The following is a 24713-nucleotide window of genomic DNA, read 5'->3' as shown; positions in this document are numbered from 1 at the left end:
GCCCGGCCTTCCGGTTTGCCTGAAGCCTAGGCTTGCGGGTGCGGAAGGTCCGGGTTTTCCGGATGCGCCATTGCGCTCTTTTTTGATTCTCGTCACATCCTAGCCTGCTGCGATCACGCGCGGGCCTGTTCACAAGCTGGAAAAATGACCGACACGCCCAAGCCACTCGACTATTCGAAGACACTTTATTTGCCGCAGACCGACTTTCCGATGCGTGCGGGCCTGCCCGCCAAGGAACCGGAATTTGTCAAGCGCTGGGGCGACATGGATCTCTACCGGAAGCTGCGGGAGGATGCGAAGGATCGTCCGCTCTACGTCCTGCATGACGGCCCACCCTATGCCAATGGTAACATCCATATCGGCCATGCGCTGAACAAGATCCTCAAGGATGTCATCACCCGCTCGTTCCAGATGCGTGGGTTCAACTCCAATTATGTGCCGGGCTGGGATTGCCACGGTCTGCCGATCGAATGGAAGATCGAGGAACAGTACCGCGCCAAGGGCAAGGACAAGGACGAGGTGCCGATCAACGAATTCCGCAAGGAGTGCCGTGAGTTCGCTACCAACTGGATCAAAATCCAGTCCGCCGAGTTCAAGCGCTTGGGTATCGAGGGTGATTTCGACAATCCCTATACGACAATGGCCTTCCATGCGGAAAGCCGTATTGCTGGCGAACTTTTGAAATTCGCCATGTCGGGCCAGCTTTATCGCGGTTCGAAGCCGGTTATGTGGTCGGTTGTCGAGCGGACTGCGCTGGCCGAAGCCGAGGTTGAATATCAGGACTATGAGAGTGACACGATCTGGGTGAAGTTCCCGGTCTCCACCGGTGCGGATGATCTCAAATCCGCACATGTGGTTATCTGGACGACGACGCCATGGACTATCCCCGGCAATCGTGCGGTCAGCTATTCGCCACGTATCGCTTACGGTCTCTATGAAGTTGAAACCGTTGAGAACGACTTCGGGCCACGCCCCGGCGAAAAGCTTATCTTCGCCGACGCGCTTGCCGAAGAATCTGCTGTTAAAGCCAAGCTGACCTTCAAGCGGATCAGAACGGTTGCCGCTGACGAATTTGCTGCAATGACGCTGGCGCATCCCTTCAAAGGATTGGGCGGAGGCTATGAATTTGTAGTTCCCATGGTTGCGGGTGATCACGTCACTGATGACGCTGGTACGGGCTTCGTTCATACGGCTCCCGGCCATGGCCGCGAGGATTTCGATGCATGGACCGATGCCGCCCGCGAGCTGGAAGCGCGCGGAATTTCTGCGGCAATCCCGTTCACCGTCGACGATGCCGGGTTCTACACCAAGGATGCGCCGGGGCTTGGTCCTGATCGTGAAGGCGGGGCTGCGCGTGTCATCGATGATAACGGCAAGAAGGGCGATGCCAACAAGGTCGTCATTGACGAGCTTATCGCGCGCGGTGCCCTGTTTGCCCGTGGCCGGTTGAAGCACAGCTATCCGCATTCATGGCGTTCCAAAAAGCCGGTGATCTTCCGCAATACGCCGCAATGGTTTGTCTATATGGACAAGGACCTTGGCGATCTGACCACATTGCGCTCCCGTGCCCTTGCTGCCATCGATGAGACACGTTTTGTGCCCGCCGGTGGTCAGAACCGTTTGCGCGCCATGATCGAAGACCGCCCTGACTGGGTGCTCTCCCGTCAGCGCGCATGGGGCGTGCCGATCTGCGTCTTTGCCGATGAGAACGGTAATGTTCTGAAAGACGATGCCGTCAATGCCCGCATTCTTGAGGCTTTCGAGCGGGAAGGTGCCGATGCATGGTTTGCCGAAGGCGCGCGTGAGCGTTTCCTTGGCGAAAAGGCGAACGAGCCTTGGGTGCAGGTTCGCGACATTCTCGATGTGTGGTTTGACTCTGGCTCGACCCATGTTTTCACGCTGGAAGATCGTCCTGATCTGAAATGGCCTGCCGACGTTTACCTCGAGGGCTCCGATCAGCATCGCGGCTGGTTCCATTCGTCGCTGCTGGAAAGCTGTGGCACGCGAGGCCGTGCACCTTACAACACCCTTGTCACCCATGGTTTTACCATGGACGAGGAGGGGCGCAAAATGTCGAAGTCGCTCGGAAATACCGTGACGCCGCAGGATGTGATCAAGGACTCAGGCGCCGATATCCTGCGTCTCTGGGTCATGACCACGGATTATTGGGAAGATCAGCGTCTCGGCAAGAATATCATCCAGACGAACATCGATTCCTACCGCAAACTGCGCAACACCATCCGCTGGATGCTTGGCACTCTGGCCCATGATGCCGGTGATGAGATTGCCTATGCGGACATGCCTGAACTTGAAAAGCTGATGCTGCATCGCCTCGCTGAACTCGATGAACTGGTTCGTTCAAGCTATGATGCGTTTGAATTCAAGCGCATCACCCGCTCGCTGATCGATTTCATGAATGTCGAATTATCGGCGTTCTACTTCGATATCCGCAAGGATGCGCTCTATTGCGATGCGCCTTCAAGTGTGAAGCGCCGCGCTTCACTGCAGGTCGTGCGTCACCTCTTCGACCGTCTCGTGACTTGGCTTGCGCCGATGTTGCCATTCACGACCGAAGAAGCGTGGATGGATCAATATCCAGCGGCAAAGTCCGTGCATCTCGAACAGTTCCGTGAAACGCCTGCCGAGTGGAAGAACGACGCTTTGGCTGAAAAGTGGCGCAAGGTGCGGGAAGTTCGCCGTGCTGTCACAGGTGCACTGGAACTGGAACGTGCCGACAAGCGCATCGGTTCGTCGCTGGAGGCGGCGCCGGTGGTTTATGTCACCGATCCGGAATTGCTTGCCGCCGTTTCAGATCTGGATATGGCCGAGATCTGCATCACCAGTGCCATCACGATCAAGGGTGAGGCCGCTCCTGCCGGGGCCTTTGTTGCCGATGACGTAAAAGGCGTGGCTGTTGTTTCCGAGCGTGCGTCGGGCACAAAATGCGCCCGTTCATGGCGTTATACCCATGATGTTGGTTCAGATCCGGCCTATCCTGACGTTTCAGCCCGCGATGCGGCCGCTTTGCATGAATTGGCAAAACTCGGCAAACTCGCCATTTAGGTGTATAAAGGCGGATCATTCTCTGGATGATCCGCATTTTGCTTAACAAAAGCTTGCATCGGCTTGCTTATTGGGACGGGCCTCATGTAAAAGGCTTGCCATTGAGTTGCCTGATTTAACAGGCAGGGCATGGATCAGGCCTATTGAATCGGCTGAGTCGGCAATATGAGCTTGGGGCGAAAGTGGCGAGTATGGATTTGAACGGACGTATTACAGTTCTTGGTGCAATGCTTGCGTCGTTGACGTTGGCCGGATGTGCTTCGTCGCCAACCTATGGGACGAACAAGACAGCTGGTAGCCAGTTGTTGGACGACGTTTCCAATATCGCTTCGTTCGGGCCCAAGAAGAAAGATTCAATTGCCTACAATCCGCGCCCTGATCTGGTTCGCCCTGTCGCTGGCAAGCCGGGGCAATTGCCTGCGCCGCAGGACAGCGCCATGGCAGCCAATAGTGCCAACTGGCCGGAATCGCCGGAAGCGCGCCGCAAGCGCTTGCGTGATGAGGCGACCGCCAACCAGAACAACCCCAATTATGTCCCGCAGATCGAAAATGATGTGCCTGCCGCCAAATCGGTTGATACGGGTGAACACGGTTTCTTCAACGACAGGAACCCGCCGCCATCAGGCGTGTCGGCCAAGACGCAATCTGCTGAATTCCGTGCGCGCCGTCTTGCCTCCACCGCCGGTTCACCGAAAACCCGTCGCTATCTGAGCGAGCCGCCGCTGGAGTATCGCGCACCGGCAGGAACTGCAGCTACCGATGAGCTGGGTGAAGATGAAGCCAAGAAGGAACGCGATCGCAAGGCCGCTGCCCGCAAGGACAAGGGCTTCAGCTTCAAGAACCTCATCCCCTGGAATTGATCCGGAATATTTTGCGACATTCGAAAGGCTCCTTCAGGGAGCCTTTCTTTTTTCGGTGATGTAAAGCGTCTTGCCTTTGCCTTGATGTACCGGGAATATCGCTTTGTCTCTGTCAGTTGAGGATCATCGATCTTGCGCCTTTTACGTATTCCCGCGTTGATTGTTCTCATTCTCCTGACAGTCTTTGCCTTTGTTTGGGGCGGGCTTGCTCTCTGGTATCAACTGCCATTCGGCCTTCCCGGTGTTGCCGGTCTGGTTGCCGTCTGGATTATCATCGGCCTTGTCGTCCTCTGGCTTGAAGTGACCGGACGCGTCCGCCGTGCTTTGGTTGTGTTTATACCGGTTATGGCTGCCCTGCTGTTCTGGTGGAGCACAATCACGCCATCGCTCAATCGCATCTGGGCCGATGATGTGGCGCAGACTGTGACAGGCACACTCAGCGGCAATCATGTCACTCTGGCCAATATCCGCAATTTTGAATGGCGCAGCGCAATGGATTACACCCCGCGCTGGGAAGTCCGCTCCTACGATCTGGAGAAACTGGATTCGGTCGACGTGTTCTTATCGTACTGGTCGAGCCCAGCCATTGCCCACACACTGGTGAGCTTTGGTTTTACCGATGGCGAGCACGTCGTGTTCTCCGCCGAAATCCGGAAAGAGCGTCACGAGCAGTTTTCCGAAGTGGGCGGCTTCTTCAAGGAGTTTGAGCTGGCGATGATCGCCGCCGATGAGCGTGACATTATCCGCGTGCGCACCAATATCCGCAAGGAAGACGTTTATCGCTACCGGATCAACATGACCCCGGAAATGCGTCAGGCGCTGTTTCTGTCCTATCTGGATACGGGGAACCGTCTGTCCAGAGAAGCACAGTTCTACAACACGATAACGGCCAATTGCACAACGGTGATTTTTGATATGATCCGGGCCATCACACCCGGTCTCCCGATTGACTACCGTGTCATTCTATCGGGATATCTACCCGGTTATTTGTATGATCTTGGTGCGATAGACCGAAGCAAGCCGCTTGAACAGGTCATTCAGGCTGCATCGATCAACCAGCGCGCGATGGACGCCGACAAGGCTGAAGACTTTTCTGCGAGAATACGCGCTGACAACTAAAGCCGTCTGGCGCGGAAGAATTCCTTGAGGATGATCTCGGCTTCCTGTTCCTGGAAGCCGGAATAGACCTCCGGCGCATGATGACAGGTTGGTTGCGCGAAAAATCGTGCGCCATTTTCCACGCCGCCGCCCTTCATATCCTGCGCGCCATAATACAAACGCCGGATGCGGGCGAAGGAAATCGCCGCAGCGCACATGGTGCAGGGTTCAAGCGTCACATAAAGATCGCAGCCTGTCAGCCGTTCATCATCGAGCATTGCGCAAGCAGCCCGGATGACAAGAACCTCGGCATGAGCCGTAGGATCATTGAGCTCGCGCGTGCGGTTTCCTGCCTGCGCAAGCACCTTGCCGTCCTTCACCAGAACAGCGCCAACGGGCACTTCACCACGCTTTGCCGCGGCTCTAGCCTCGGCCAATGCAAGGTCCATAGGTCCCATAGGATCAGTTTTTTGGTTCACGCTGCACTCATTGTCCAGAATTTACTCGCAAGCTGCCGTCATAGCTGGTAGTTAGCCCCGCTGAAAGGCAAACATTCCATGACCAGTTCAAATGATGACGGAAAGGGCGGTAAACGTCCCTTTGAAAAGCGCAGCTTCGACAAGAAGGGCGCCGATGGCGGCCGTGGTGGCCGTCCGGCCCCGCGCAAATATGATGATGGTGCGCGGGACCCCGCGACGCGCGGTCCGCGCAAATCATCTTTTGAGGAAGCGCCTGTTGATGACAGCGAGCGTATCGCCAAGCGCCTTGCCCGCGCAGGCATAGCCTCGCGCCGCGAAGCCGAAACGATGATCGCCGCAGGGCGTATCTCGGTCAATGGCAAGGTGCTTGCCAGCCCGGCGATCAACGTCAAGCGTGAAGATCGCATTGAAGTTGATGGCAAGCCCTTGCCGCAAAAAGAACGCACCCGGCTGTGGCTTTATCACAAGCCTGCCGGTCTGGTGACGACCAATCGCGACCCGGAAGGCCGTCAGACTGTTTTTGAATCGCTGCCGAAGGATATGCCGCGCGTTCTGTCCGTCGGACGTCTCGATATCAACACGGAAGGCCTTTTGCTGCTGACCAATGATGGCGGCCTGTCGCGTGCGCTTGAACTTCCATCCACTGGCTGGCTGCGCCGCTACCGTGTCCGCGCCCATGGCAGCGTGACGCAGGAAAAGCTCGATACGCTGAAAGACGGCATCGCCGTTGAAGGCGTGTTCTACGGCGCAATCGAAGCGACGCTGGAACGCGAGCAGGGCTCCAATGTCTGGATCATGATGGGTCTGCGGGAAGGCAAGAACCGCGAAGTCAAGAATGTACTTGGCGCGCTTGGTCTTTCCGTCAATCGCCTGATCCGCATTTCCTACGGACCGTTCCAGTTGAGCGATCTGCCTGAGGGTTCAGTGCGGGAAATGAACGGCCGCACATTGCGCGACCAGCTCGGCGAGCGCCTGATTGAAGAATCCGGCGCTGATTTTGAAGCGCCGATCATCAATGTCTTTTCCAATGATGCGGTAAAGGGTGAGGCGGTTGTACAGCAGCCTGCTGCCGATCGTCCGGCGCGCCGCTCCTCGGAGTGGATTTCAAGCGCACCGGTTGCCAAAAGCCGTGGCCCGCGCAAGTCCAAGGATGAAAAGCGCGAAGAATCCCTGTCGCGTCTGACAACGGACCGCAGCGAACGCCCCGGCGCTTCCCGCGATGCGCGTGGTGGCCGTGACGAGCGTCCGGCCCGTGCGCCGCGTGCGGACGATCGCAAGCCGCGCGCCGATGACCGCAAGCCGCGTGATGCTTCAGCGCCGAGAGGCAAAGGTGCAAAGGCTGAGGAGCCGCTACCGCCGCGTGCCCGCTCTGCCAATGTCTGGATGGCGCCCGGTGCACGTCCGGTTGGCAAAGCCAAGGCGAAAACCGGCGAACCACGCGGTGAGCGCAGAAACTCGGATGCGCCCCGCACCGAACGGCCGCGCCGTTTCGAGGAAGGTTCCGCCCGTCCAGCGGGTGACCGTCCGCAGCGTGAACGTCCCGCTGGTGCCTACGCAGGCGGCGACAAGCCGCGCAGCTATTCCCCACGTCCACCACGCGGCGATGATGACAGAGCCGAGCGTCCAAAGCGTTCTTTTGGTTCGGATCGTCCAGAAGGGTCGCGTGATGGCCCGCGTCCACCCCGTCCTCCACGGGTCGGCAAGCGTGAGCGCGCCGAGTTGAAGGAACGCGAAGCCGGTGGCGGCAAGCCGTCATTCCAGTCTGAGCGCCCGGCGCGTTCAGAGCGTCCTTATGGCACAAGCGGCGGTCCGGGCAGGCAAGATGGTCGCTCCGGTGATCGACCCTATGGCGGTCCAAAAGGTGCGGCGCCTCGCGGTGCTCCATCAGGTGGCCCGAAGGGTCCGCGCAGTGGTGGTTCTGGCGGCGGTGCAGGTCGTCCCCCACGCAAGCCTAAGCCATAGGCGTGGATTTGATGCGCATTGTCGGCGGCAAATTTCGCGGGCGGGCATTGGCAACGCCAAACACCAATGCCATCCGGCCAACCACGGATCGGACGCGGGAAAGCCTTTTCAACATTCTGGTGCACAATTATCCGGAAAAGTTTGAAGCGACCCGCGTGCTTGATCTCTTCGCCGGAACAGGCGCTTTGGGGATCGAAGCCATATCGCGCGGTGCGCGCTATGGTGTGTTCATTGAGGAGTCGACCGAGGGGCGCGGTCTGATCCGCACCAATGTCGAAGCCTTCGGTCTGCTTGGCAACACCAAGATTTTCCGCCGCGATGCCGCCAAACTTGGTGAGGCGGGGACAATCGAGCCGTTTGATCTCGTCTTCGCCGATCCGCCCTATGGCAAAGGTCTTGGAGAACTTGCCTTCAAATCCGCTCTTGAGGGCGGCTGGCTCAATCCCGACACACTTCTCGTGCTTGAAGAAGAGGCCGAAGCCGTGATCAACCTTGATCCGCGATTCGCGGTGGTGGAAGAACGTCACTACGGCGGAACAATCATACGATTTGTCACGTTGAGCGGCTAAACCGCTGTATTGTTGAACAGGATTGCGAAGGAAGATTGATGTCGCAAGTAATAGGCCGCACCGTTGCGGCATTCGTTTTGGCCGGAACGTTGTCGACTGCCGGTTTCATTCTTCCCACACATGCCCAGACCATGGCGCAGCTGACGGCAGAGGTTCAGAAAGCCGATAGCGCCGGTGTCTCGTCCTTCCATCTGGAAAATGGACTTGAGGTTGTGGTGATCCCCGATCATCGCGCACCCGTTGTCACCCATATGCTGTGGTACCATGTAGGTTCAGCCGATGAAGACCCCGGCAAGTCAGGCATTGCGCATTTCTTCGAACATCTGATGTTCAAGGCGACCAAGACCTATCCGGCAGGCGAATTTTCCCGCAAGGTTGCCGAGATCGGCGGTCAGGAAAACGCCTTCACTTCCTATGATTATACCGCCTTCTTCCAGCAGGTGTCGCCGCAGGCGCTCGAAATGGTCATGACCTATGAGGCGGACCGCATGGAAAACCTCATCCTCAACGATGATGTGGTGAAGACAGAGCGCGACGTTGTTCTGGAAGAGCGCCGTTCACGCGTCGATACCAATCCGGCGGCGCTTTTGTCTGAAGAAGTGAATGCAACGCTTTACCAGAACCATCCCTATCGTTTTCCTGTCATTGGCTGGTTGCATGAGATGGAGCAGCTCAACCTCAAGGATGGTTTGGCATTCTATGAGAAATTTTACACGCCCAACAATGCGACGCTCGTCGTTTCGGGTGACGTTGATGCCGACACCGTGAAAGCGCTGGCTGAAAAGACCTATGGCAAGGTGCCACGCCGCTCGGAACCCGGTAAACGCATAAGGCCGCAGGAACCGGAGCAAAACACCAAGCGCACCGTGTCGCTGGCCGATCCGCGCGTATCGCAGCCAAGTTTCCAGAAATTATGGCTGGTGCCGTCCTATAACAATGCCAAGCCGGGCGAAGCCGAGGCGCTTGATCTCTTAAGTGAAATTCTCGGTGGTTCGACGCGCAGCCGCGTCTATCAGGCACTTGTTGTGAAGGATGGGCTCGCCGCCAGTGCTGGCGTCTATTATCAGGGTGGATCGCTGGATGACGGCACGTTCTCTGTCTATGGCGCGCCGCGTGGTTCGGCCTCGCTGCAGCAGGTCGAGGCAGGTGTTGACGCGCAGATCGCCCGTATCATCAAGGACGGCGTGACAGAAGAAGAATTGGAACAGGCGCGTAACCGCTTTTTGAAAAGCGTTATCTTCGCCCGTGACAGTCAGGCCGGAATGGCGCGTATTTACGGCTCGACGCTTTCAACAGGCCAGACGATCAAGGACATTCAGGAATGGCCGGATCGTATTCAAGCGGTAAAAGTTCAGGACATCAAGGATGTGGCCAAACGCTATCTTGTCGATGCCCGTTCTGTCACCAGTTACCTGATGCCGGAAGACGGCAAGCCCGACGAGAAAATTCCGTCAACAGGTGAAGCTGCACCTGTTCAGCCGCAAACTGAGGGAGTCATCCAATGACCAGAATGTTGACACCCGTTTTCGGCAGGATCGCTGCTGCATTGCTTTTTGTCATCTTTGCTGCCGCCCCTGTTTATGCGGTGGAGATCAAGGAAGTCGTCTCACCCAAGGGCATTCGTGCCTGGCTGGTGCAGGATGACTTTGTTCCGCTGATCGCCCTGCGGTTTTCCTTCGAGGGCGGTTCGGCGCAGGACCCCAAAGGCAAGGAAGGCCTTGCCAATCTGATGACCGGGCTCTTTGACGAGGGCGCCGGTGATCTCGATTCAGACGCGTTTCAGGAAAAGCTCGACAATGTCGGCGCTGAAATGGGTTTCAGTGCTGATGACGACCGTATCTCAGGCGCTATGCGTATGCTCGCCGATAAGCGCGATGAGGCGGTTGATCTTCTGGCGCTTGCGGTGAACAAACCGCGTTTCGATCAGGCACCGATTGATCGTATTCGCCAGCAGCTTGTTGCCAATATCAAGGCGTCGGAACGCGATCCAAACACCATCGCCGGACGCAAATTTGCCGAAGCGCTCTATGGTGATCATCCCTATGGTCGCCAGTCGCAGGGCACCGAAGCCAGTCTGGCCTCCATCACCCGTGATGATCTCGTCGGCTATCACAGCCACGTCTTTGCCCGTGACAGGCTGATCGTCGGTGTTGTCGGGTCAATCAGTCCCGAACAGCTGGCTCCTTTGCTCGACAAGGTTTTTGGCGATCTGCCCGAGAAGGCGCAGCTCGAGCCGGTCAAGGATGCCAATCTTGCGTTGGGCAAGACGACCCGCGTCGACTACCCCTTGCCGCAGACATCAATTTCCATGGTTTACCCAGGCGTGCGTCGTCAGGATGCCGATTTCTTCCCGGCCTTTGTCATGAATCATATTCTGGGCGGCGGCAGTTTCTCCTCACGTATTTACAACGAGGTTCGCGAAAAGCGCGGCCTTGCCTATTCCGCCGGTTCGGCTCTGGTCAGCCGCGATCATATGGCAGCGCTGACGATTTCGACGGCAACCCGTTCTGATCGTTCAGGCGAAACCTTGCAAATTATCAAGGATGAAGTTGCCCGCATGGCCAAGGATGGTCCGACAGAGGATGAACTGGCCGAAGCCAAGAAATATCTTGTTGGCTCCTACGCCATCAATAATCTGGATTCATCATCCGCCGTTGCCAGCACGCTTATTGGGCTTCAGGATGAACATCTTGGCCGGGACTATATCGACAAGCGGGCTGACCTGATCAATGCTGTGACGTTGGATCAGGTAAAGGCTGCGGCAAAGAAATTGCTCGAAACCGAACCGGCTATTTTGATTGTTGGCCCGCCCCAGTCCTGATTGAGGATATGCCATGATTGCGCGTGATCTCGAAAGTATATCCGGTTCTGCTGGCACCAGTGTTGTCAGCAGTTCGCCGAGCTTCGCCATCGCTTTTGGCGGCGGCGGGGCGAGGGGATTGGCGCATATTAATGTCATCGAGGCATTGGACGAGCTGGGCATCAAGCCGGTCGCCATATCGGGTTCCTCCATCGGCGCGATCATGGGGGCGGGTATGGCTGCCGGCATGACCGGGCGGGACATCCGCGAATATGCCATTGCCACCCTGTCACGGCGTGCTGAAATAGCGGCGCGCCTTTGGCGTCTGCGCCCGGCGACTTTCGGCGAAATGTTCGGTGGAGGCATCCGCTTCAGCCAGTTCAACATCGAAAAGGTTCTCAAGACCTTTCTGCCGGAACAGATACCAGAGACATTCGAGGAATTGCCCATACCGCTCAGTGTCACGGCAACCGACTTTTACGGCCAGCGCGAAATCCCGATCAACGAGGGTGATCTTTTCAACGCCATTGCCGCCTCCGCTGCCATCCCTGCATTGTTTAGACCGGTGCGCCGTGATGACCGGGTGCTGATAGACGGCGGCATCTACAATCCGGTGCCGTTCGATCATCTCAAGGACAAGGCGAAATTCGTCATCGGCATTGATGTGGTTGGTGGGCCGGAAGGTGATGGGCGTAAATTCCCGTCATCGATTGACGCCATGTTCGGGGCAAGCCAGTTGATGATGCAATCCATCATCGCCACGCGGCTGCGCACCGATCCACCTGCCATCTTCCTGCGGCCGAGCGTTGCCCGTTTCGGGGTTCTGGATTTCCTGCGGGTGGAACAGGTGTTGAACGAATCAATCGGCATCAAGGATGAGCTGAAGCGTGCTGTTGATGCCGCCATCACCTATACGGAACATGCCGAGCAGGAATAACGGCAGCGATCTGCCTTCGGATCAGAAAAACATCGGTACTATGTTGAGATAAATGAAGTAGCAGAAAGCTGCTCCTGAAAGTGCCATGCAGTACCACAGCAGCGCCACGGCAAAATGCTTAACTTTCGGTGCGTGCCATACGCGATAGACAAAGGATGCTAATCCACCGGCAGCAGCGATTACAAAGGTCATCATGATGAATGCGCCTGTCTGAATGCGAATTCATCTCTTGTATCTGAGGCGGTGCGACATCAGAATCCGTATGCCTACTTATCCGAGCGCGGCAGCATCAGTGCCTTGCCAGCGTCGACTTATTCTGCGGGTTCGGGGTCTGGAAGCATCTCTTCCGTATCAATACGCTTGGATTCACGCGTTGGCTTGATCAGCGGTTCCGGCGTCACTGGCCGCGTCAGCAGCAGGTCATTGCCTGCCATCAGCCCTTCCGACGCCTGAATGTGCAGCCGGTCTTCATCGCGGCTGCGGATGTCTTCCATGATCTCATAGGCCACGTCTTCGCTGGTTCCGAGTTCTTCCAGCGTGCGGCGGCCAAAAAGCAGGCCCGACTCAAAGGTTTCGCGCAATTCGTACTGCACGCCCTTGGCTCTGAGTTTCAGCGTGTGGCCGCGATCATAGGAGCGCACAAACAGCTTGATATCAGGATATTCCGACTGGATCAGATCGACAATCTTGTCCGTGATCTCTCGCTTGTGCGTACAGACGGCGACAATCTTCGCTTGCCGGATACCGGCCGCCTCCAGCACTTCCTTGCGGGTGCCATCACCGAAGTAAATGCGGAAACCAAATTTCGAGGCGGCGCGGATGCGATCGGCGGAGGCATCGATCAGTGTGACACTCGTACCACCAGCCAGAAGGATTTGCGCCGCGATCTGGCCGTAACGGGAAAAGCCGATCATCAGGACATCGGCTCCGGCGGCACCATCAAAATCCTCGTCAATCTGTTCTTCCGCATTTGGGTCAACGAGAAAGCGATTACCGAGCGCGACGGATAGCGGCATGACTGCCATGGACAGCGTGACAACTGCGATCATCTCGGAAGCTGTGGACGAGCTTAGCAATCCGGCCGCTGCGGCTGTCGTGAACAGCACGAAACCGAACTCACCACCCTGCGGCAGGAAGAATGCAATGCGGATCGCATCATTGTGATTACAACGGAAAAGCCGCGCGAGCACATAGACCACCAAAGCCTTGATGGCCATGAACACGGGAACAGCAAGAAGGATCATTTGCCAGTCGGCAAGGATGACCTTGAGGTCAATCGACAGCCCGACAGCCATGAAGAACAGGCCGAGAAAGATACCGCGAAATGGCTCGATATCCGCTTCCAGTTCGTGCCGATAGGACGATTCAGCCAGCAGCACCCCGGCAATGAAAGCGCCCATAGCCATGGAAAGCCCGGCAAACTGCATCAGCAGTGCAGCGCCGAGCACCACGAACAAGGCGGCAGCGATCATCACCTCGCGCGCGCCGGTGTTGGCGATAAAGCGAAACAGCGGATTGAGCAGATAGCGACCCACCGCAACGATAGCGCCGATACAGATGATAGCGATCAGGAACTTGCCAAGAGGATCAGCTTCGTGTTGGGCGGACCCCGGTGCCAGTACGGGAATCATTGCCAGCAAAGGAACGATGGCGAGATCCTGAAACAGCAAAATGGCAAAGGATGTCTGACCATGCGGCATATTGGTTTCGCCGCGCTCTTCCAATATCTGCATGGCAAAGGCTGTTGATGACAGGGCAAGACCGAAGCCGATAACCAATGCTGCTTGCCAGCTCATGAGATGGAAGGCGAGGATGAGCCCGGTCAGTACGGCACCCGAAACGATAACCTGCGCCGCGCCAAGCCCGAAAATCGCATGGCGCATGTTCCACAGGCGCGTCGGCTTCAGTTCAAGTCCGATGACAAACAGCAGGAAAACCACGCCCAACTCAGAAAAATGCAGGACCTGTTCGCCATCGGTGATCAGATTGGCCAGCGGCCCGATCAAAAGGCCCGCCGCCAGATATCCCAGCACTGTTCCAAGGCCCAACCGCTTGAACAATGGGGCGGCAATGATTGCTCCAGCCAGCAGAGCCAGAGCCTGAAAATAGAGATTGCCGCTTTGTGAAAGCATGAGCCTGACCCAGTCTGTTGCGAATGTTACGCGTGTTTGCCTTGATAGACCCAAATTTGCACCATATAGGAGGCAGTGCATCATCTGATTATTGGTCAGATATGTCCTTGCATCCTATCATGCAATCAACTCTAGGGATGAATATGATCGAGCCGGCCAATTCCCGCGAATTCGTTGACAATGCTGCTGCGCTTGTCGAAGCCGCACGCAAAGCCGGAGCAGACGCCGCCGATGCGGTTGTCGTGCGTTCGCGGTCCACGGGCGTCAGCGTCAGGCTTGGCAAGGTCGAGGCGACCGAATCTTCGGAAAGTGACGATTTTTCCTTACGCGTTTTTGTTGGCAGGAAAGTGGCAAGCATATCGGCAACCGCCGGTTCCGATCCAAAAATTCTGGCTGAGCGCGCCGTTGCCATGGCGAAGGTCTCGCCTGATGATGCCTTTGAAGGTCTAGCCGACCCTGATAATCTGGTGCGCACCATTCGCGATCTTGATCTGTTTGATCCCACCGTTGTCGAAGCAGCGCGTCTGACACAGGATGCACTTGCGGCTGAAGAGGCGGCTCTTGCGGTTGAAGGCGTTACCAATTCCGGTGGCGCATCCGCCTCCGCCGGTCTTGGCGGCATGGTTCTTGTGACGTCAGGTGGCTTCGTCGGCCATTACATGGGATCGCGGTTTTCCCGTTCGGTCAGTGCTATTGCTGGCACCGGCACGGGAATGGAACGCGATTATGATTTTTCCTCACGCCAGCATTTTGATGCGCTTGAGGACCCGGCTGCCATTGGCCGTTCAGCCGCAGCGCGCGCGGTGAAACGCCTTGGCGCACGGCAGGCCAAAACAGGCCTCGTCAATGTTGTGTACGATCCTCGCGTGGCGCGTGGTATTGCGTCCCATCTGTCCAGCGCCATCAACGGCTCCTCCGTTGCGCGCAAGACGAGCTTTCTCAAAGATCGCATGAATGAAAAGATTCTCGCCGAAAGCATCAATGTCACCGATGATCCGCTGCGTATTCGCGGGTCTTCCTCGCGCCCATTCGATGGCGAGGGGATCGAGGGTCAGGCGCTGACCATGGTCGAAAACGGCGTGTTGAAGCACTGGTTCCTGTCCACATCGACGGGCAAGGAATTGGGGCTCAGCACCAATGGGCGCGGCGTTCGCTCCGGCACTGGCGTGGTTCCATCATCCACCAATTTTGCCATTGAACCCGGCGAGCAGTCACCCGACGCGCTGATCCGCGCTGTTGGAACGGGCTTCTATGTCACGGAGCTTTTTGGTCAGGGCGTCGATATGATCACGGGACAGTATAGCCGTGGCGCATCCGGTTACTGGATCGAAAACGGTGAACTTGCCTATCCGGTCAGTGAAGTTACGATTGCCTCCAATCTGAAGGATATGTTCCTCAATCTGGTGGCAGCAAATGATATTGACCGTAATTTTGGCGTTGCCAGTCCAACACTCGTAATCGAAGGCATGACTCTTGCCGGCAAGTGAACAAAACCGCGATGATCTTGCCCTGATCAGGGAAGCAGCCGAAGGCGCCGGGCGCATTGCCCTGTCCTATTTCCGGCAGGACCCGCAGGTCTGGATGAAAACCGGCAATTCGCCGGTGAGCGAGGCCGACCTTGCCGCGGACAAATATCTGAAAGACATGCTTCTGACAGCCCGGCCTGACTATGGCTGGATTTCCGAAGAAACCCTTGATGACCGTGCAGCGGCGTCGCGCCGGCGCTTTTTCGTTGTTGATCCCATCGATGGCACGCGCGCTTTTATCGAGGGCTCGGATGTCTGGTGCGTCAGCGTCGCTGTTATCGAGGATGGCAGGCCGGTTGCCGGTGTACTGGAATGCCCGGCCCGCAACCAGACGATCACCGCGCTGCCGGGACAGGGTGCCGAGCAAAATGGAACCTCCATTCACGTCAGCACCAGTGGTGTGCCGTTCAAAGTCGCTGGTCCCGGACCTTTTCTGAAGAAACTGCCGGAACATTTTCAGCAGTCGATGGAGGCCGCTCCCTATATCGCCTCGCTGGCCTATCGCATCGCCATGGTGGCACGCGGGGATATAGCAGGCACATTTGTGCGACCAAACTCGCATGACTGGGATTTGGCCGCTGCGGACCTGATTTTGGCTGAGGCTGGTGGTCGTGTCCTTTCGGCCGATGGCGAGCCACTCATCTATGGCCTTCGTAACCACGAGAGGGGCGATTACCGCCATGGCGCGCTTGTCGCGGCCAGCGGATTGCTCATGGACAACATGTTGGACGTTGTCGCGGAAACCGCCTTCGGTTAAACAGGCTAAAAATTATCGATAACTTGAACGGATGGGCGACCATGAGCGAAAATACAGCAGAATCGAAACAACTGCTTCACCTGGTTTTTGGCGGTGAGCTGACGAAACTTGGCGGTGTTGAATTCCGCGATCTGGAAAAGCTGGATCTTGTCGGCATTTATCCGAATTTCGAAACGGCGCAGCGCGCCTGGAAGTCCAAGGCTCAGCAGACCGTCGACAATGCGCATATGCGCTATTTCATCGTCCATATGCACAAGCTGCTTGACCCTGATACAGGCAAGGCAAGCTGACCGGTCTCCGGTCACGCATTGACAGCGGCATGATGGATAACAGCACAGCAACCGCCAAGGTACCCCGCAAGAAGAACGGGGTGCTGAAACGGTTTTGGCGCTCGGTGCGCGGGCCTCTGGCGAAATCGCGCTTTGTCCGCTCGATGATTGTCTGGCTGATCACGCAGTTTTTCCGGCTCGTCAATAACACCAATCCGCGCCTGCCCGGCTCATCCGATCTGGAAGACATGAAGCGCGGCGGTGAGCCTTTCATCGCCGTTGCCTGGCATGGCCAGCACCTGATGGCACCGTTTCTGATGCCGCGCGGTGTGCGCTTTGTCGCCATGTTCTCCAAAAGCAAGGATGCGGAACTGAATGCCCGCGTGGCAGAGCGGTTCGGCGTCGAGATTATTCGCGGCTCTGGCGGCAGGGAGCCGACAAAAAGTATTGAAAAGGGCGGTGTAAGAGCTTTGCTTGCCCTGAAAAAGGCATTGAAGGACGGTAAGACTGCGGCGATGATTGCTGATATCCCCCATGGAACACCGCGCGATTCCGGTCTCGGTGTCATACTTCTTGCCAAACTGTCTGGCCGCCCGATCATTCCAATCTGCTATATGACGTCACGCAGGAAAATTCTGGAGAAGAGCTGGGATAAGACAACGATTCCCTTGCCATTCGGTAAGTCAGGGTTGATTGTCGGCGACCCGATCTTTGTCCCCGAGGATGCCGATGATGCAATGCTTGAAACCAAGCGTGTCGAGTTGAACGCGAGCCTGAACGCCAACACAGCTCGGGTGCAAGCGCTTGTGGATGGTCAGGCGTGAGCGAGCGTTGGGCACGCTTCATCCTGAGCAGCTACCGCTGGGTGGGTGCGATGGCATTTCCGGTGGTTGGCGCTTATGTCGCCTTCCGTGCCAGCAAGGGCAAGGAAGAGCGCGGACGGCAGGGTGAGCGCTATGGTATCGCCAGCGTCGCGCGGCCGACAGGGCCGCTGGTGTGGGTTCACGCGGCAAGTGTAGGGGAAACATCCGCCGTCACTCCATTGGTCGAAACCATTGTCGAGATGGGCATCAATGTTGTTTTGACCACAGGCACGGTTACATCGGCCAAGATGGTGCAGGAACGTCTGGGTGACCGCGTTATCCATCAATATGTGCCGCTTGATCTGAAACCGGCGGTTGATCGTTTCCTCAGTCACTGGCAGCCGGACCTTGCCGTGATTTGCGAATCCGAAATCTGGCCCATGACCATTCTCGAACTTGGATTGCGGCGTGTTCCGCAGGTTCTGGTCAATGGCCGCCTGTCAGATAAATCCTTTGCCTCCTGGCAGAAAAGATCATCCGTCGCTGAAGCCCTGTTCGAAAATCTTGCGCATGTGGTTGCGCAGTCCGATATTGATGGCGAACGGTTCCGTGCCCTTGGCGCGCGCCCGGTCACGGTATCGGGCAATCTGAAAGTGGATACGGCAGTTCCGCCTGTTGTGCAGTCAGAACTTGAGGTCCTGCAACGGCAGGTCGGCAATCGCAAGACATGGGCCGCCATCTCTACCCACCAAGGTGAGGAAGAGGTTGTTGCGCAGGTTCATCATATGCTCAAGGTCAGGCACCGTGATCTTCTGACCATCATTGTGCCGCGCCATCCGGATCGTGCGCCTGCTATCGCTGAGGAAATCGAAAAGCTTGGCATGAAGGTGGCATTGCGCAGTCGCGGCGATATCATCACGCCGGATACCGACATTTATCTTGGGGATACGATCGGCGAGATGGGTCTCTATCTCAGATTGACCGAGATTGCGTTTGTCGGGCGGTCGCTGCTGGCACAGGGTGGGCAGAACCCGCTTGAACCGGCGATGCTGAAGACAGCGATCCTGTCCGGGCGCAATGTGCAGAATTTCCGCGATTCCTATCAGCGCTTGATCAAGAATGGCGCGGCAAAGCTTATTCGCGACAAGGATATGCTGGCTGGAGCGGTGAACTATCTCTTCAACAATCCGGCTGATCGTCAGATCATGATTGATGCTGGCGTAAAAACTGTCGAAGACATGCGCGGCTCGCTTGATCTCACCATGAATGCGCTCGAACCTTTCATTCAACCATTGGTATTGAAGGCGCGATTGAGTGCTCGTGAAGGTGGTTGGAAATGACCAGCGAAGCGCCTCCATTCTGGTGGGAAAAGCCGGATTGGCGCGCGCGGGCCTTAACGCCTCTGTCAAAGATTTATGGCATGATTGCCGGGCGGCGTATTCGCCGCGCCGTGCCGCCAACTGTCCCCGTGCCGGTGCTTTGCATCGGCAATTTCACCGTCGGCGGGGCGGGCAAAACACCGACTTCCATTGCCTTTGCACAGGCTGCACGTTCAGTTGGGCTCAATCCCGGCATTGTCTCGCGCGGTTATGGCGGTGCTTTTTCGGGATTACACCGGGTCGATCCTGACCATGACAGTGCCCGCCATGTGGGCGATGAACCCATGCTGCTGGCCCGTCACGCGCCGGTGGTCGTGTGCGCTGACCGCTTTGCTGGCGCAAAAGCATTGCAGGCTGCGGGATGCGATTTCATCATCATGGATGACGGGTTTCAGAGCGCGCGGTTGCATTTTGACTATGCGCTGATGGTCGTTGATGCTGGGCGCGGTATCGGCAATGGTCACGTCATTCCCGGCGGCCCGCTGCGGGCACCACTGACGGATCAACTGGTGCGCACCGATGCCGTGCTCAAGATTGGTTCGGCCAGCGGTGCCGATGGGCTCGTGCGCAATGCTGCCCGTGCGGCCAAACCGGTATACGAGGCCACGCTTCAACCCAAGGCGGTGCTTTCCGTCATGGGGCAACCGCTGCTCGCTTTTGCTGGTATTGGCGATCCGACGAAATTCTTCCGGACATTGGAAGAGGCTGGCGGCAATGTCGTCCAGACAAGGGCATTTCCCGATCATCATCCCTATACGGATGAAGAAATAACCGATTTGATCAAAATAGCCGATGCTGAAGGACTGACATTGGTTACGACGGCGAAGGATCACGTGCGTCTGCTTGATGGCAGTGAAACCGCAAGGGCATTCGCCGCAAGAACGCAGGTGCTTGATGTGGAATTGGTCTTTGCCCATCCGCAAACAGCGGCCCGCATCATCGGTGAAACGCGGGAGCGTGCGCGCCTGCGTCTTATTCGCCGCTCATAGGCCGTGGCGGAAGTTGCGCATTCTTGGCGGCGCTTCGCGCATAGGGATATCCATGTTGTGCCCGGTCGTCTGACTATACAGCCGGTCGTTGGAAAACAGGATACGGCCCGGCAAGCCGAGTTGTACCGACAGGGCTACTTTTGGCGCTGACTTTGAAGCTGGAATTTCGATCTCATAGGCAATGGGAAAATAGCCGCTGCGGCCAAGCGTAAAGCTGGTTTCGCCAATGACAGGCATCGGCTTGGAATTGCCATTCGTTGCATCATAGGCGGTGATGTAGACGACCTGGCTTGGCGTTAACCGTGCAAAAGGCGAGCCGCGCAGATAGCCTTTGATCGTTTTGGTAGGGCCGCTATAGGCGGGTTCCTTCTTGGCACCCATCGTGGTGCAGCCACTTGTAAGCAGAGCGGTGGCAACCAGTGCGAAAAGTGCAGATCGGCGATTGAGCATCAATCAGGCTTTGCTGCGCTGCCGCAGAGATGGGTTCATCTCAAGCTCGCGCTCAAGCGAAATGGTCGCATCGGCATAGGCTTCCTGCCGGGCAACGCTCCAGTACTTCAACTCATCAAGCGGAATCTTTTCCGACGTCACGGCGCAAAGTACGTAGGAGCCCGGCGACAGGACCTGAAAGTCTCCATCGAGGTAGCGTATTTTGGCTTCGCGTGAGCCGGGGCCTTCAAACCTGTTCATTATCCGGTGTTTTCCAGTTCATATTTCTGTTCATTTAGGCGGCAGATGCCCTGCGGGTCAAGACTTCACCGTCGCCCGAACAGTCGCTCGATATCCGTGAGTTTCAATTCGATATAGGTCGGACGTCCATGATTGCAGGTGCCCGAACCCGGCGTGTCTTCCATCTGGCGCAGCAGCGCGTTCATTTCGTCGGGCTTCAACCGGCGGCCAGAACGCACGGAACCATGGCAAGCCATGGTGGCGGCAACATGATCAAGAATGGCTTTGAGGCCATCCGATGTATCATGTTCGGCAATCTCGTCGCTGAGGTCGCGGATCAGTTGCTGCACATCGATTTCGCCCAGCATGGACGGTGTTTCCCGCACGGCAACCGCGCCGGGACCGAAGGATTCCACCCCAAGGCCGAAGCGTGCGAGGGTTTCCGCATGGGCCACAAGCCGCTCCACATCTTCCTCGGGCAGATCGACAATTTCAGGAATGAGCAGCATTTGCGCGGGCAGGGGCCTAGAGTGCAGTGCCGTTTTCAACGCTTCATAGACAAGCCGTTCATGCGCCGCATGCTGATCGACAATGATCAGGCTGTCCTCGGTTTGCGAGACGATATAATTGGCATGGATTTGCGCCCGCGCTGCGCCGAGGGGCGAAGCCAGCAGGGCTTGCGGCACTTCTGCCGTGCTTGCGCGCGTGTCGGTTGCCAGCACATCCGCTTCCCGCAGGAAGCTGCCTATCGCTTCAGAAAAGCCATTGCCCGCATAGGGCGCGGTCTGTTCCGGTTCAAATGGTCGAAACGCTGATTGCTGTGTTGTATAATTCTGGTTGACCGAGGGAGAACCCGGCCAGCGTTGCGGCTGTGGAGCCTGATACTGCGGTTCAGCCCCGCCGAGCCGGAAGGATTGCAGCATGGCTTCTGCGCCGCTGGTTGCAGCACGAATGCCCGATTGCCCCAGCGCCTGACGGATCGCACCGACGATCAGGCCGCGCACGAGACCGGGGTCACGGAACCGCACATCCGCCTTGGCCGGATGCACGTTGACGTCGACAAGCGCTGGATCGAGATTGAGAAACAGCACCACAACCGGGTGCCGGTCACGCGAAATCACATCCGCATAGGCGCCGCGAATGGCACCCCAGATTTGCTTGTCACGCACCGGGCGTCCGTTGACATAGGCAAACTGGTGCAGGCTGTTGGCGCGGTTGAAGGCGGGTATTCCGGCAAACCCTGATAGGCGCACACCATCGCGTTCCGCATCGATGGCAATGGCATTTTCAGGAAACTCCTTGCCGAGAACCTGCGAAATCCGGTCCAGCATACCCGCCGAGCCAACGCCCGTAGCCGCCAGTTCAAGCGGTGTCCGGTCACTGCCTGCAAGCGAAAAGCGGATATGCGGAAAGGCAATGGCCACCCGCTTGACGATATCGCTGATGGCGGATGCTTCCGCCCGGTCCGTCTTCATGAACTTGAGACGCGCGGGCGTGGCAAAAAACAGGTCGCGCACTTCGGCAATCGTACCGCCATTCATCGCTGCCGGACGCGGGCCATCCATATGGCCGCCATGCACACTTATCTCAAACCCGGAATCCGCCTGCGCGGTGCGGGATTTGACTGAAAGCCGCGATACGGAGCCAATCGAAGGCAGGGCCTCGCCGCGAAAACCCAGCGCCCGGATATCATGTACATCATCTGTCAGTTTCGACGTGCAATGGCGTGAGACTGCCAATGTCAGCTCATCCGACGGAATACCCGAACCATTATCGGTGATGCGGATCAGGTTCTTGCCGCCGCCTGCCGTCACCACTTCAATACGTGTCGCACCCGCATCGATGGCGTTTTCGACAAGCTCTTTCACCACGCTGGCGGGGCGTTCGATGACTTCGCCCGCTGCGATCTGGTTGATGATGGTTTCGGTAAGCTGTTTGATGGCCATGTCATACATATAGGGGATTCGGCCGGTGACGGAAATTGTTCGCTGCCAAAGCGCACCGGAATATATTTTAAGCCGAAACTATCTGGTCATCGATGCAAATTTGGTGCTAGGTCTGTGAAAAGCATCATGGAGGAAATTACATGGCCAATTCCAAAGCTTCCTTTGTCTGGACGGACCCGTTTCTGCTGGAAGATCAGTTGACCGAAGACGAGCGGATGATCCGTGACAGCGCGCGGGCTTTCGCGCAGGGAGAGCTGGCACCGCGCATCGAGGAAGCCTATCTGGAAGAAAAGACCGATCCGTCGCTGTTTAAGCTGATGGGCGAGGCTGGACTTCTCGGTGTGACACTGCCGGAAGAATATGGCACCGCCGGTGCGTCCTACGTAGCCTACGGTCTGGTGGCGCGCGAAGTTGAACGTGTGGACAGCGGCTACCGCTCGATGATGAGCGTGCAGTCCTCGCTGGTCATGTATCCGATCTATGCCTATGGCTCGGAAGAACAACGCAAGAAATATCTGCCGAAACTGGCTTCCGGCGAGTGGATCGGCTGTTTCGGTCTGACCGAACCCGATGCGGGCTCTGATCCAGCCGGTATGAAGACGCGTGCCGAAAAGGTTGCCGATGGCTACCGGATTTCAGGCTCGAAAATGTGGATTTCCAACTCGCCCATCGCCGATGTCTTTGTCATCTGGGCCAAATCCGATGCCCATGATGGCCAGATTCGCGGTTTCGTCCTCGAAAAGGGCATGAAGGGTCTCTCCGCGCCGAAAATCGGCGGCAAGCTTTCGCTGCGTGCCTCGATCACCGGCGAGGTGGTCATGGACGGCGTGGTGGTGGGTGAAGAACATCTCCTGCCCAATGTTTCCGGTCTCAAGGGGCCGTTCGGCTGCCTCAATCGTGCCCGTTACGGCATTTCCTGGGGTGTGCTCGGTGCGGCTGAAGATTGCTGGCAGCGCACTGTGCAATACGGTCTCGACCGCAAGCAGTTCGGCAAGCCACTGGCGGCAACCCAGCTGTTCCAGAAGAAATTCGCTGACATGCAGACGGAAATCACGCTCGGCTTGCAGGCAAGCCTGCGCGTTGGGCGTTTGATGGATGAGAACCGCATGGCGCCGGAGATGATCAGCCTCGTCAAGCGCAACAATTGCGGCAAGGCATTGGATATTGCCCGTGTTGCGCGTGACATGCATGGCGGCAACGGCATCCAGATCGGCTATCACGTCATGCGCCATTCGCAGAACCTTGAAACGGTCAATACCTATGAGGGCACGCATGATGTGCATGCGCTCATTCTTGGCCGTGCGCAAACCGGCATCCAAGCTTTCTTCTGATGGCTGACAGGCTCGTCCTGCTTGGAACCAAGGGTGGCCCGGCGATCCGTCCGGGCGGCCCGTCGCCGACCTCCTCACTGCTGGAAATATCAGGTCGGCGGATTGTTGTTGATTGCGGTCTTGGTGTTACCCGTGCTCTGGTCAATGCGGATATGTCACTCAAGGATCTCGACATGATCCTGATCACCCATCTGCATTCCGACCATGTGCTGGAATTCGGTCCGCTGCTGCATACGGCATGGACATCGGGTCTTTCCCGCAAGGTGACTGTTTATGGCCCCGCCAGGATCGAGGATTATTGGTCCGGCTTCCTGCAATCCATGCGCTACGACATCGATCTGCGCATTGATGATGAGGGGCGGCCTGATCTGCGCGATTTTGTCGAGTTGAAGATTTATGCGGATGGGGTGGTGCATCGGGATGCTGATCTTGAGATCACGGCCCTACGCGTTGATCATCCGCCAGTCGTCGATTGTTTTGCCCTGAAGATCGAAGCTGCTGGCAAGTCCATCGTGTTCTCCGCCGATACCACCTATTTCCCACCACTCGCTGATTTTGCGCATGGCGCCGATATTCTCGTGCATGAGGCGATGCTTGGAGAAGGTGTGGATAGTCTCGTCGCCCGAACAGGCAACGGCGCACGGCTGAAAGAACACCTTCTCGCCAGCCATACATTGATCGAGGATGCCGCCCGAATTGCCAATGCCGCCGGGGTCAAACACCTTGTCCTGCATCACCTCATTCCAGCCGACGACCCGCAATTTGGCGAGGCCGACTGGATAAAGGCATTGAGCGGCAAGTGGGATGGCCGGTTGACCGTCGGCCGGGATGGTCTGGTCATCCCGCTTTAGAGCAACGTGCCAAATTCACCTGGCCCCTCGGGTTTTTACCCCTCATATACTCGGTAAGCCGACGCCCTTGCCCTAATTGCGGACTTTTCTCCCCACAACCCATCCATCTCTCCGTCATCCTCGGGCTTGACCCGAGGACACATGGCTAAGGAGATCAATCAAATTAGCAGGCGCGGCGCTTTTTGATTATGGGTCCTCGGGTCAAGCCCGAGGATGACGGAGAGATGGATGGGTTGTGGGACTCAAATTCTGCACCGTCGGCAGTTAGCCTTGCGGCTACCACTTTCCCCTTA

At 57.2% G+C, this 24713-nt stretch carries 22 protein-coding genes; 16 read left to right on the top strand and 6 right to left on the bottom strand.

Annotation, left to right across the window (positions count from 1 at the left end; genetic code table 11):
- Positions 1–144 precede the first annotated feature (144 nt).
- The 3 genes from ileS to AB4Y96_RS00985 all read left to right on the top strand — a co-directional run bounded on the left by ileS (position 145) and on the right by AB4Y96_RS00985 (position 5042).
- Complete coding sequence (ileS, locus tag AB4Y96_RS00995; RefSeq protein ID WP_441915061.1) at positions 145–3063, top strand: isoleucine--tRNA ligase; 2919 nt, start codon at positions 145–147, stop codon at positions 3061–3063.
- A gap of 191 nt (positions 3064–3254) precedes the next feature.
- Entirely contained in the window at positions 3255–3923 is a 669-nt protein-coding gene (locus tag AB4Y96_RS00990) for a hypothetical protein (RefSeq protein WP_441915060.1), read from the top strand.
- 132 nt (positions 3924–4055) lie between these two features.
- Positions 4056–5042, top strand: a complete 987-nt coding sequence (locus AB4Y96_RS00985; protein ID WP_441915059.1) for an Lnb N-terminal periplasmic domain-containing protein — start codon at positions 4056–4058, stop codon at positions 5040–5042.
- Here the strand turns inward: AB4Y96_RS00985 and AB4Y96_RS00980 are convergent.
- The gene (locus AB4Y96_RS00980; RefSeq protein WP_441915271.1) at positions 5039–5470 is read right to left on the bottom strand and encodes a nucleoside deaminase; all 432 of its coding nucleotides are present in this window, start codon (positions 5468–5470) and stop codon (positions 5039–5041) included. The genes AB4Y96_RS00985 and AB4Y96_RS00980 overlap by 4 nt on opposite strands.
- Positions 5471–5578: 108 nt before the next feature.
- On the opposite strand from AB4Y96_RS00980, the gene AB4Y96_RS00975 reads away from it, so the two are divergent.
- The 5 genes from AB4Y96_RS00975 to AB4Y96_RS00955 all read left to right on the top strand — a co-directional run bounded on the left by AB4Y96_RS00975 (position 5579) and on the right by AB4Y96_RS00955 (position 11768).
- The gene (locus AB4Y96_RS00975; protein WP_441915057.1) at positions 5579–7462 is read left to right on the top strand and encodes a pseudouridine synthase; all 1884 of its coding nucleotides are present in this window, start codon (positions 5579–5581) and stop codon (positions 7460–7462) included.
- An 11-nt stretch (positions 7463–7473) separates the two neighbouring features.
- Positions 7474–8031, top strand: a complete 558-nt coding sequence (rsmD, locus tag AB4Y96_RS00970; RefSeq protein ID WP_441915056.1) for a 16S rRNA (guanine(966)-N(2))-methyltransferase RsmD — start codon at positions 7474–7476, stop codon at positions 8029–8031.
- Positions 8032–8162: 131 nt separating this feature from the next.
- Positions 8163–9536 carry a M16 family metallopeptidase gene (locus AB4Y96_RS00965; RefSeq protein WP_441915269.1) on the top strand — a complete coding sequence of 458 codons (1374 nt, stop codon included), beginning with the start codon at positions 8163–8165 and terminating at the stop codon, positions 9534–9536.
- Entirely contained in the window at positions 9533–10852 is a 1320-nt protein-coding gene (locus AB4Y96_RS00960; RefSeq protein WP_441915054.1) for a M16 family metallopeptidase, read from the top strand. The genes AB4Y96_RS00965 and AB4Y96_RS00960 overlap by 4 nt, the downstream gene beginning before the upstream one ends.
- Before the next feature lie 13 nt (positions 10853–10865).
- Positions 10866–11768, top strand: a complete 903-nt coding sequence (locus AB4Y96_RS00955) for a patatin-like phospholipase family protein (RefSeq protein ID WP_091883640.1) — start codon at positions 10866–10868, stop codon at positions 11766–11768.
- Between the two features lie 21 nt (positions 11769–11789).
- Here AB4Y96_RS00955 and AB4Y96_RS00950 read toward each other — a convergent pair whose 3' ends face one another.
- Together AB4Y96_RS00950 and AB4Y96_RS00945 are read right to left on the bottom strand one after the other, a co-directional pair.
- Positions 11790–11963, bottom strand: a complete 174-nt coding sequence (locus AB4Y96_RS00950) for a hypothetical protein (RefSeq protein ID WP_175540670.1) — start codon at positions 11961–11963, stop codon at positions 11790–11792.
- Between the two features lie 116 nt (positions 11964–12079).
- Positions 12080–13900: a monovalent cation:proton antiporter-2 (CPA2) family protein gene (locus AB4Y96_RS00945; protein WP_441915052.1), complete on the bottom strand. Its 1821-nt coding sequence runs from the start codon at positions 13898–13900 to the stop codon at positions 12080–12082.
- 143 nt (positions 13901–14043) lie between these two features.
- On the opposite strand from AB4Y96_RS00945, the gene AB4Y96_RS00940 reads away from it, so the two are divergent.
- Genes AB4Y96_RS00940 through lpxK form a run of 6 tightly spaced genes read left to right on the top strand, consistent with a single transcriptional unit; the run spans position 14044 to position 19623 of the window.
- Positions 14044–15387 (top strand): TldD/PmbA family protein, encoded by a 1344-nt coding sequence (locus AB4Y96_RS00940; protein ID WP_441915050.1) that lies wholly within the window; start codon positions 14044–14046, stop codon positions 15385–15387.
- Entirely contained in the window at positions 15374–16183 is an 810-nt protein-coding gene (locus tag AB4Y96_RS00935) for a 3'(2'),5'-bisphosphate nucleotidase CysQ (RefSeq protein ID WP_091883645.1), read from the top strand. The genes AB4Y96_RS00940 and AB4Y96_RS00935 overlap by 14 nt, the downstream gene beginning before the upstream one ends.
- A 41-nt stretch (positions 16184–16224) precedes the next feature.
- On the top strand, positions 16225–16473 hold the full coding sequence (locus AB4Y96_RS00930; protein WP_441915048.1) for a DUF4170 domain-containing protein: 249 nt from the start codon (positions 16225–16227) through the stop codon (positions 16471–16473).
- 29 nt (positions 16474–16502) lie between these two features.
- The gene (locus AB4Y96_RS00925) at positions 16503–17276 is read left to right on the top strand and encodes a lysophospholipid acyltransferase family protein (protein ID WP_441915046.1); all 774 of its coding nucleotides are present in this window, start codon (positions 16503–16505) and stop codon (positions 17274–17276) included.
- Positions 17273–18595 carry a lipid IV(A) 3-deoxy-D-manno-octulosonic acid transferase gene (waaA, locus tag AB4Y96_RS00920; RefSeq protein ID WP_441915045.1) on the top strand — a complete coding sequence of 441 codons (1323 nt, stop codon included), beginning with the start codon at positions 17273–17275 and terminating at the stop codon, positions 18593–18595. Before AB4Y96_RS00925 ends, waaA begins: the two co-directional genes overlap by 4 nt.
- Positions 18592–19623, top strand: a complete 1032-nt coding sequence (gene lpxK / locus AB4Y96_RS00915; protein ID WP_441915043.1) for a tetraacyldisaccharide 4'-kinase — start codon at positions 18592–18594, stop codon at positions 19621–19623. Before waaA ends, lpxK begins: the two co-directional genes overlap by 4 nt.
- Here the strand turns inward: lpxK and AB4Y96_RS00910 are convergent.
- The 3 genes from AB4Y96_RS00910 to mutL form a co-directional block, all read right to left on the bottom strand.
- Entirely contained in the window at positions 19618–20073 is a 456-nt protein-coding gene (locus AB4Y96_RS00910; protein ID WP_441915041.1) for a hypothetical protein, read from the bottom strand. The two genes, lpxK and AB4Y96_RS00910, sit on opposite strands and share 6 nt — an antisense overlap.
- A gap of 3 nt (positions 20074–20076) precedes the next feature.
- On the bottom strand, positions 20077–20313 hold the full coding sequence (locus AB4Y96_RS00905) for a DUF2093 domain-containing protein (RefSeq protein WP_175540671.1): 237 nt from the start codon (positions 20311–20313) through the stop codon (positions 20077–20079).
- A 65-nt stretch (positions 20314–20378) separates the two neighbouring features.
- Positions 20379–22238: a DNA mismatch repair endonuclease MutL gene (mutL, locus tag AB4Y96_RS00900; protein ID WP_441915040.1), complete on the bottom strand. Its 1860-nt coding sequence runs from the start codon at positions 22236–22238 to the stop codon at positions 20379–20381.
- Positions 22239–22378: 140 nt separating this feature from the next.
- Here mutL and AB4Y96_RS00895 point away from each other — a divergent pair, with 140 nt between their 5' ends.
- Positions 22379–23569, top strand: a complete 1191-nt coding sequence (locus AB4Y96_RS00895) for an acyl-CoA dehydrogenase (protein WP_441915038.1) — start codon at positions 22379–22381, stop codon at positions 23567–23569.
- Positions 23569–24420 (top strand): MBL fold metallo-hydrolase, encoded by an 852-nt coding sequence (locus tag AB4Y96_RS00890; protein WP_441915037.1) that lies wholly within the window; start codon positions 23569–23571, stop codon positions 24418–24420. The genes AB4Y96_RS00895 and AB4Y96_RS00890 overlap by 1 nt, the downstream gene beginning before the upstream one ends.
- Positions 24421–24713: the final 293 nt, after the last annotated feature.

Source organism: Phyllobacterium sp. TAF24 (assembly GCF_052113785.1).
GTDB lineage: Bacteria > Pseudomonadota > Alphaproteobacteria > Rhizobiales > Rhizobiaceae > Phyllobacterium.
The sequence above is the reverse complement of the archived record's forward strand: the minus strand, read 5'-3'. Positions and strand labels throughout refer to the sequence as shown.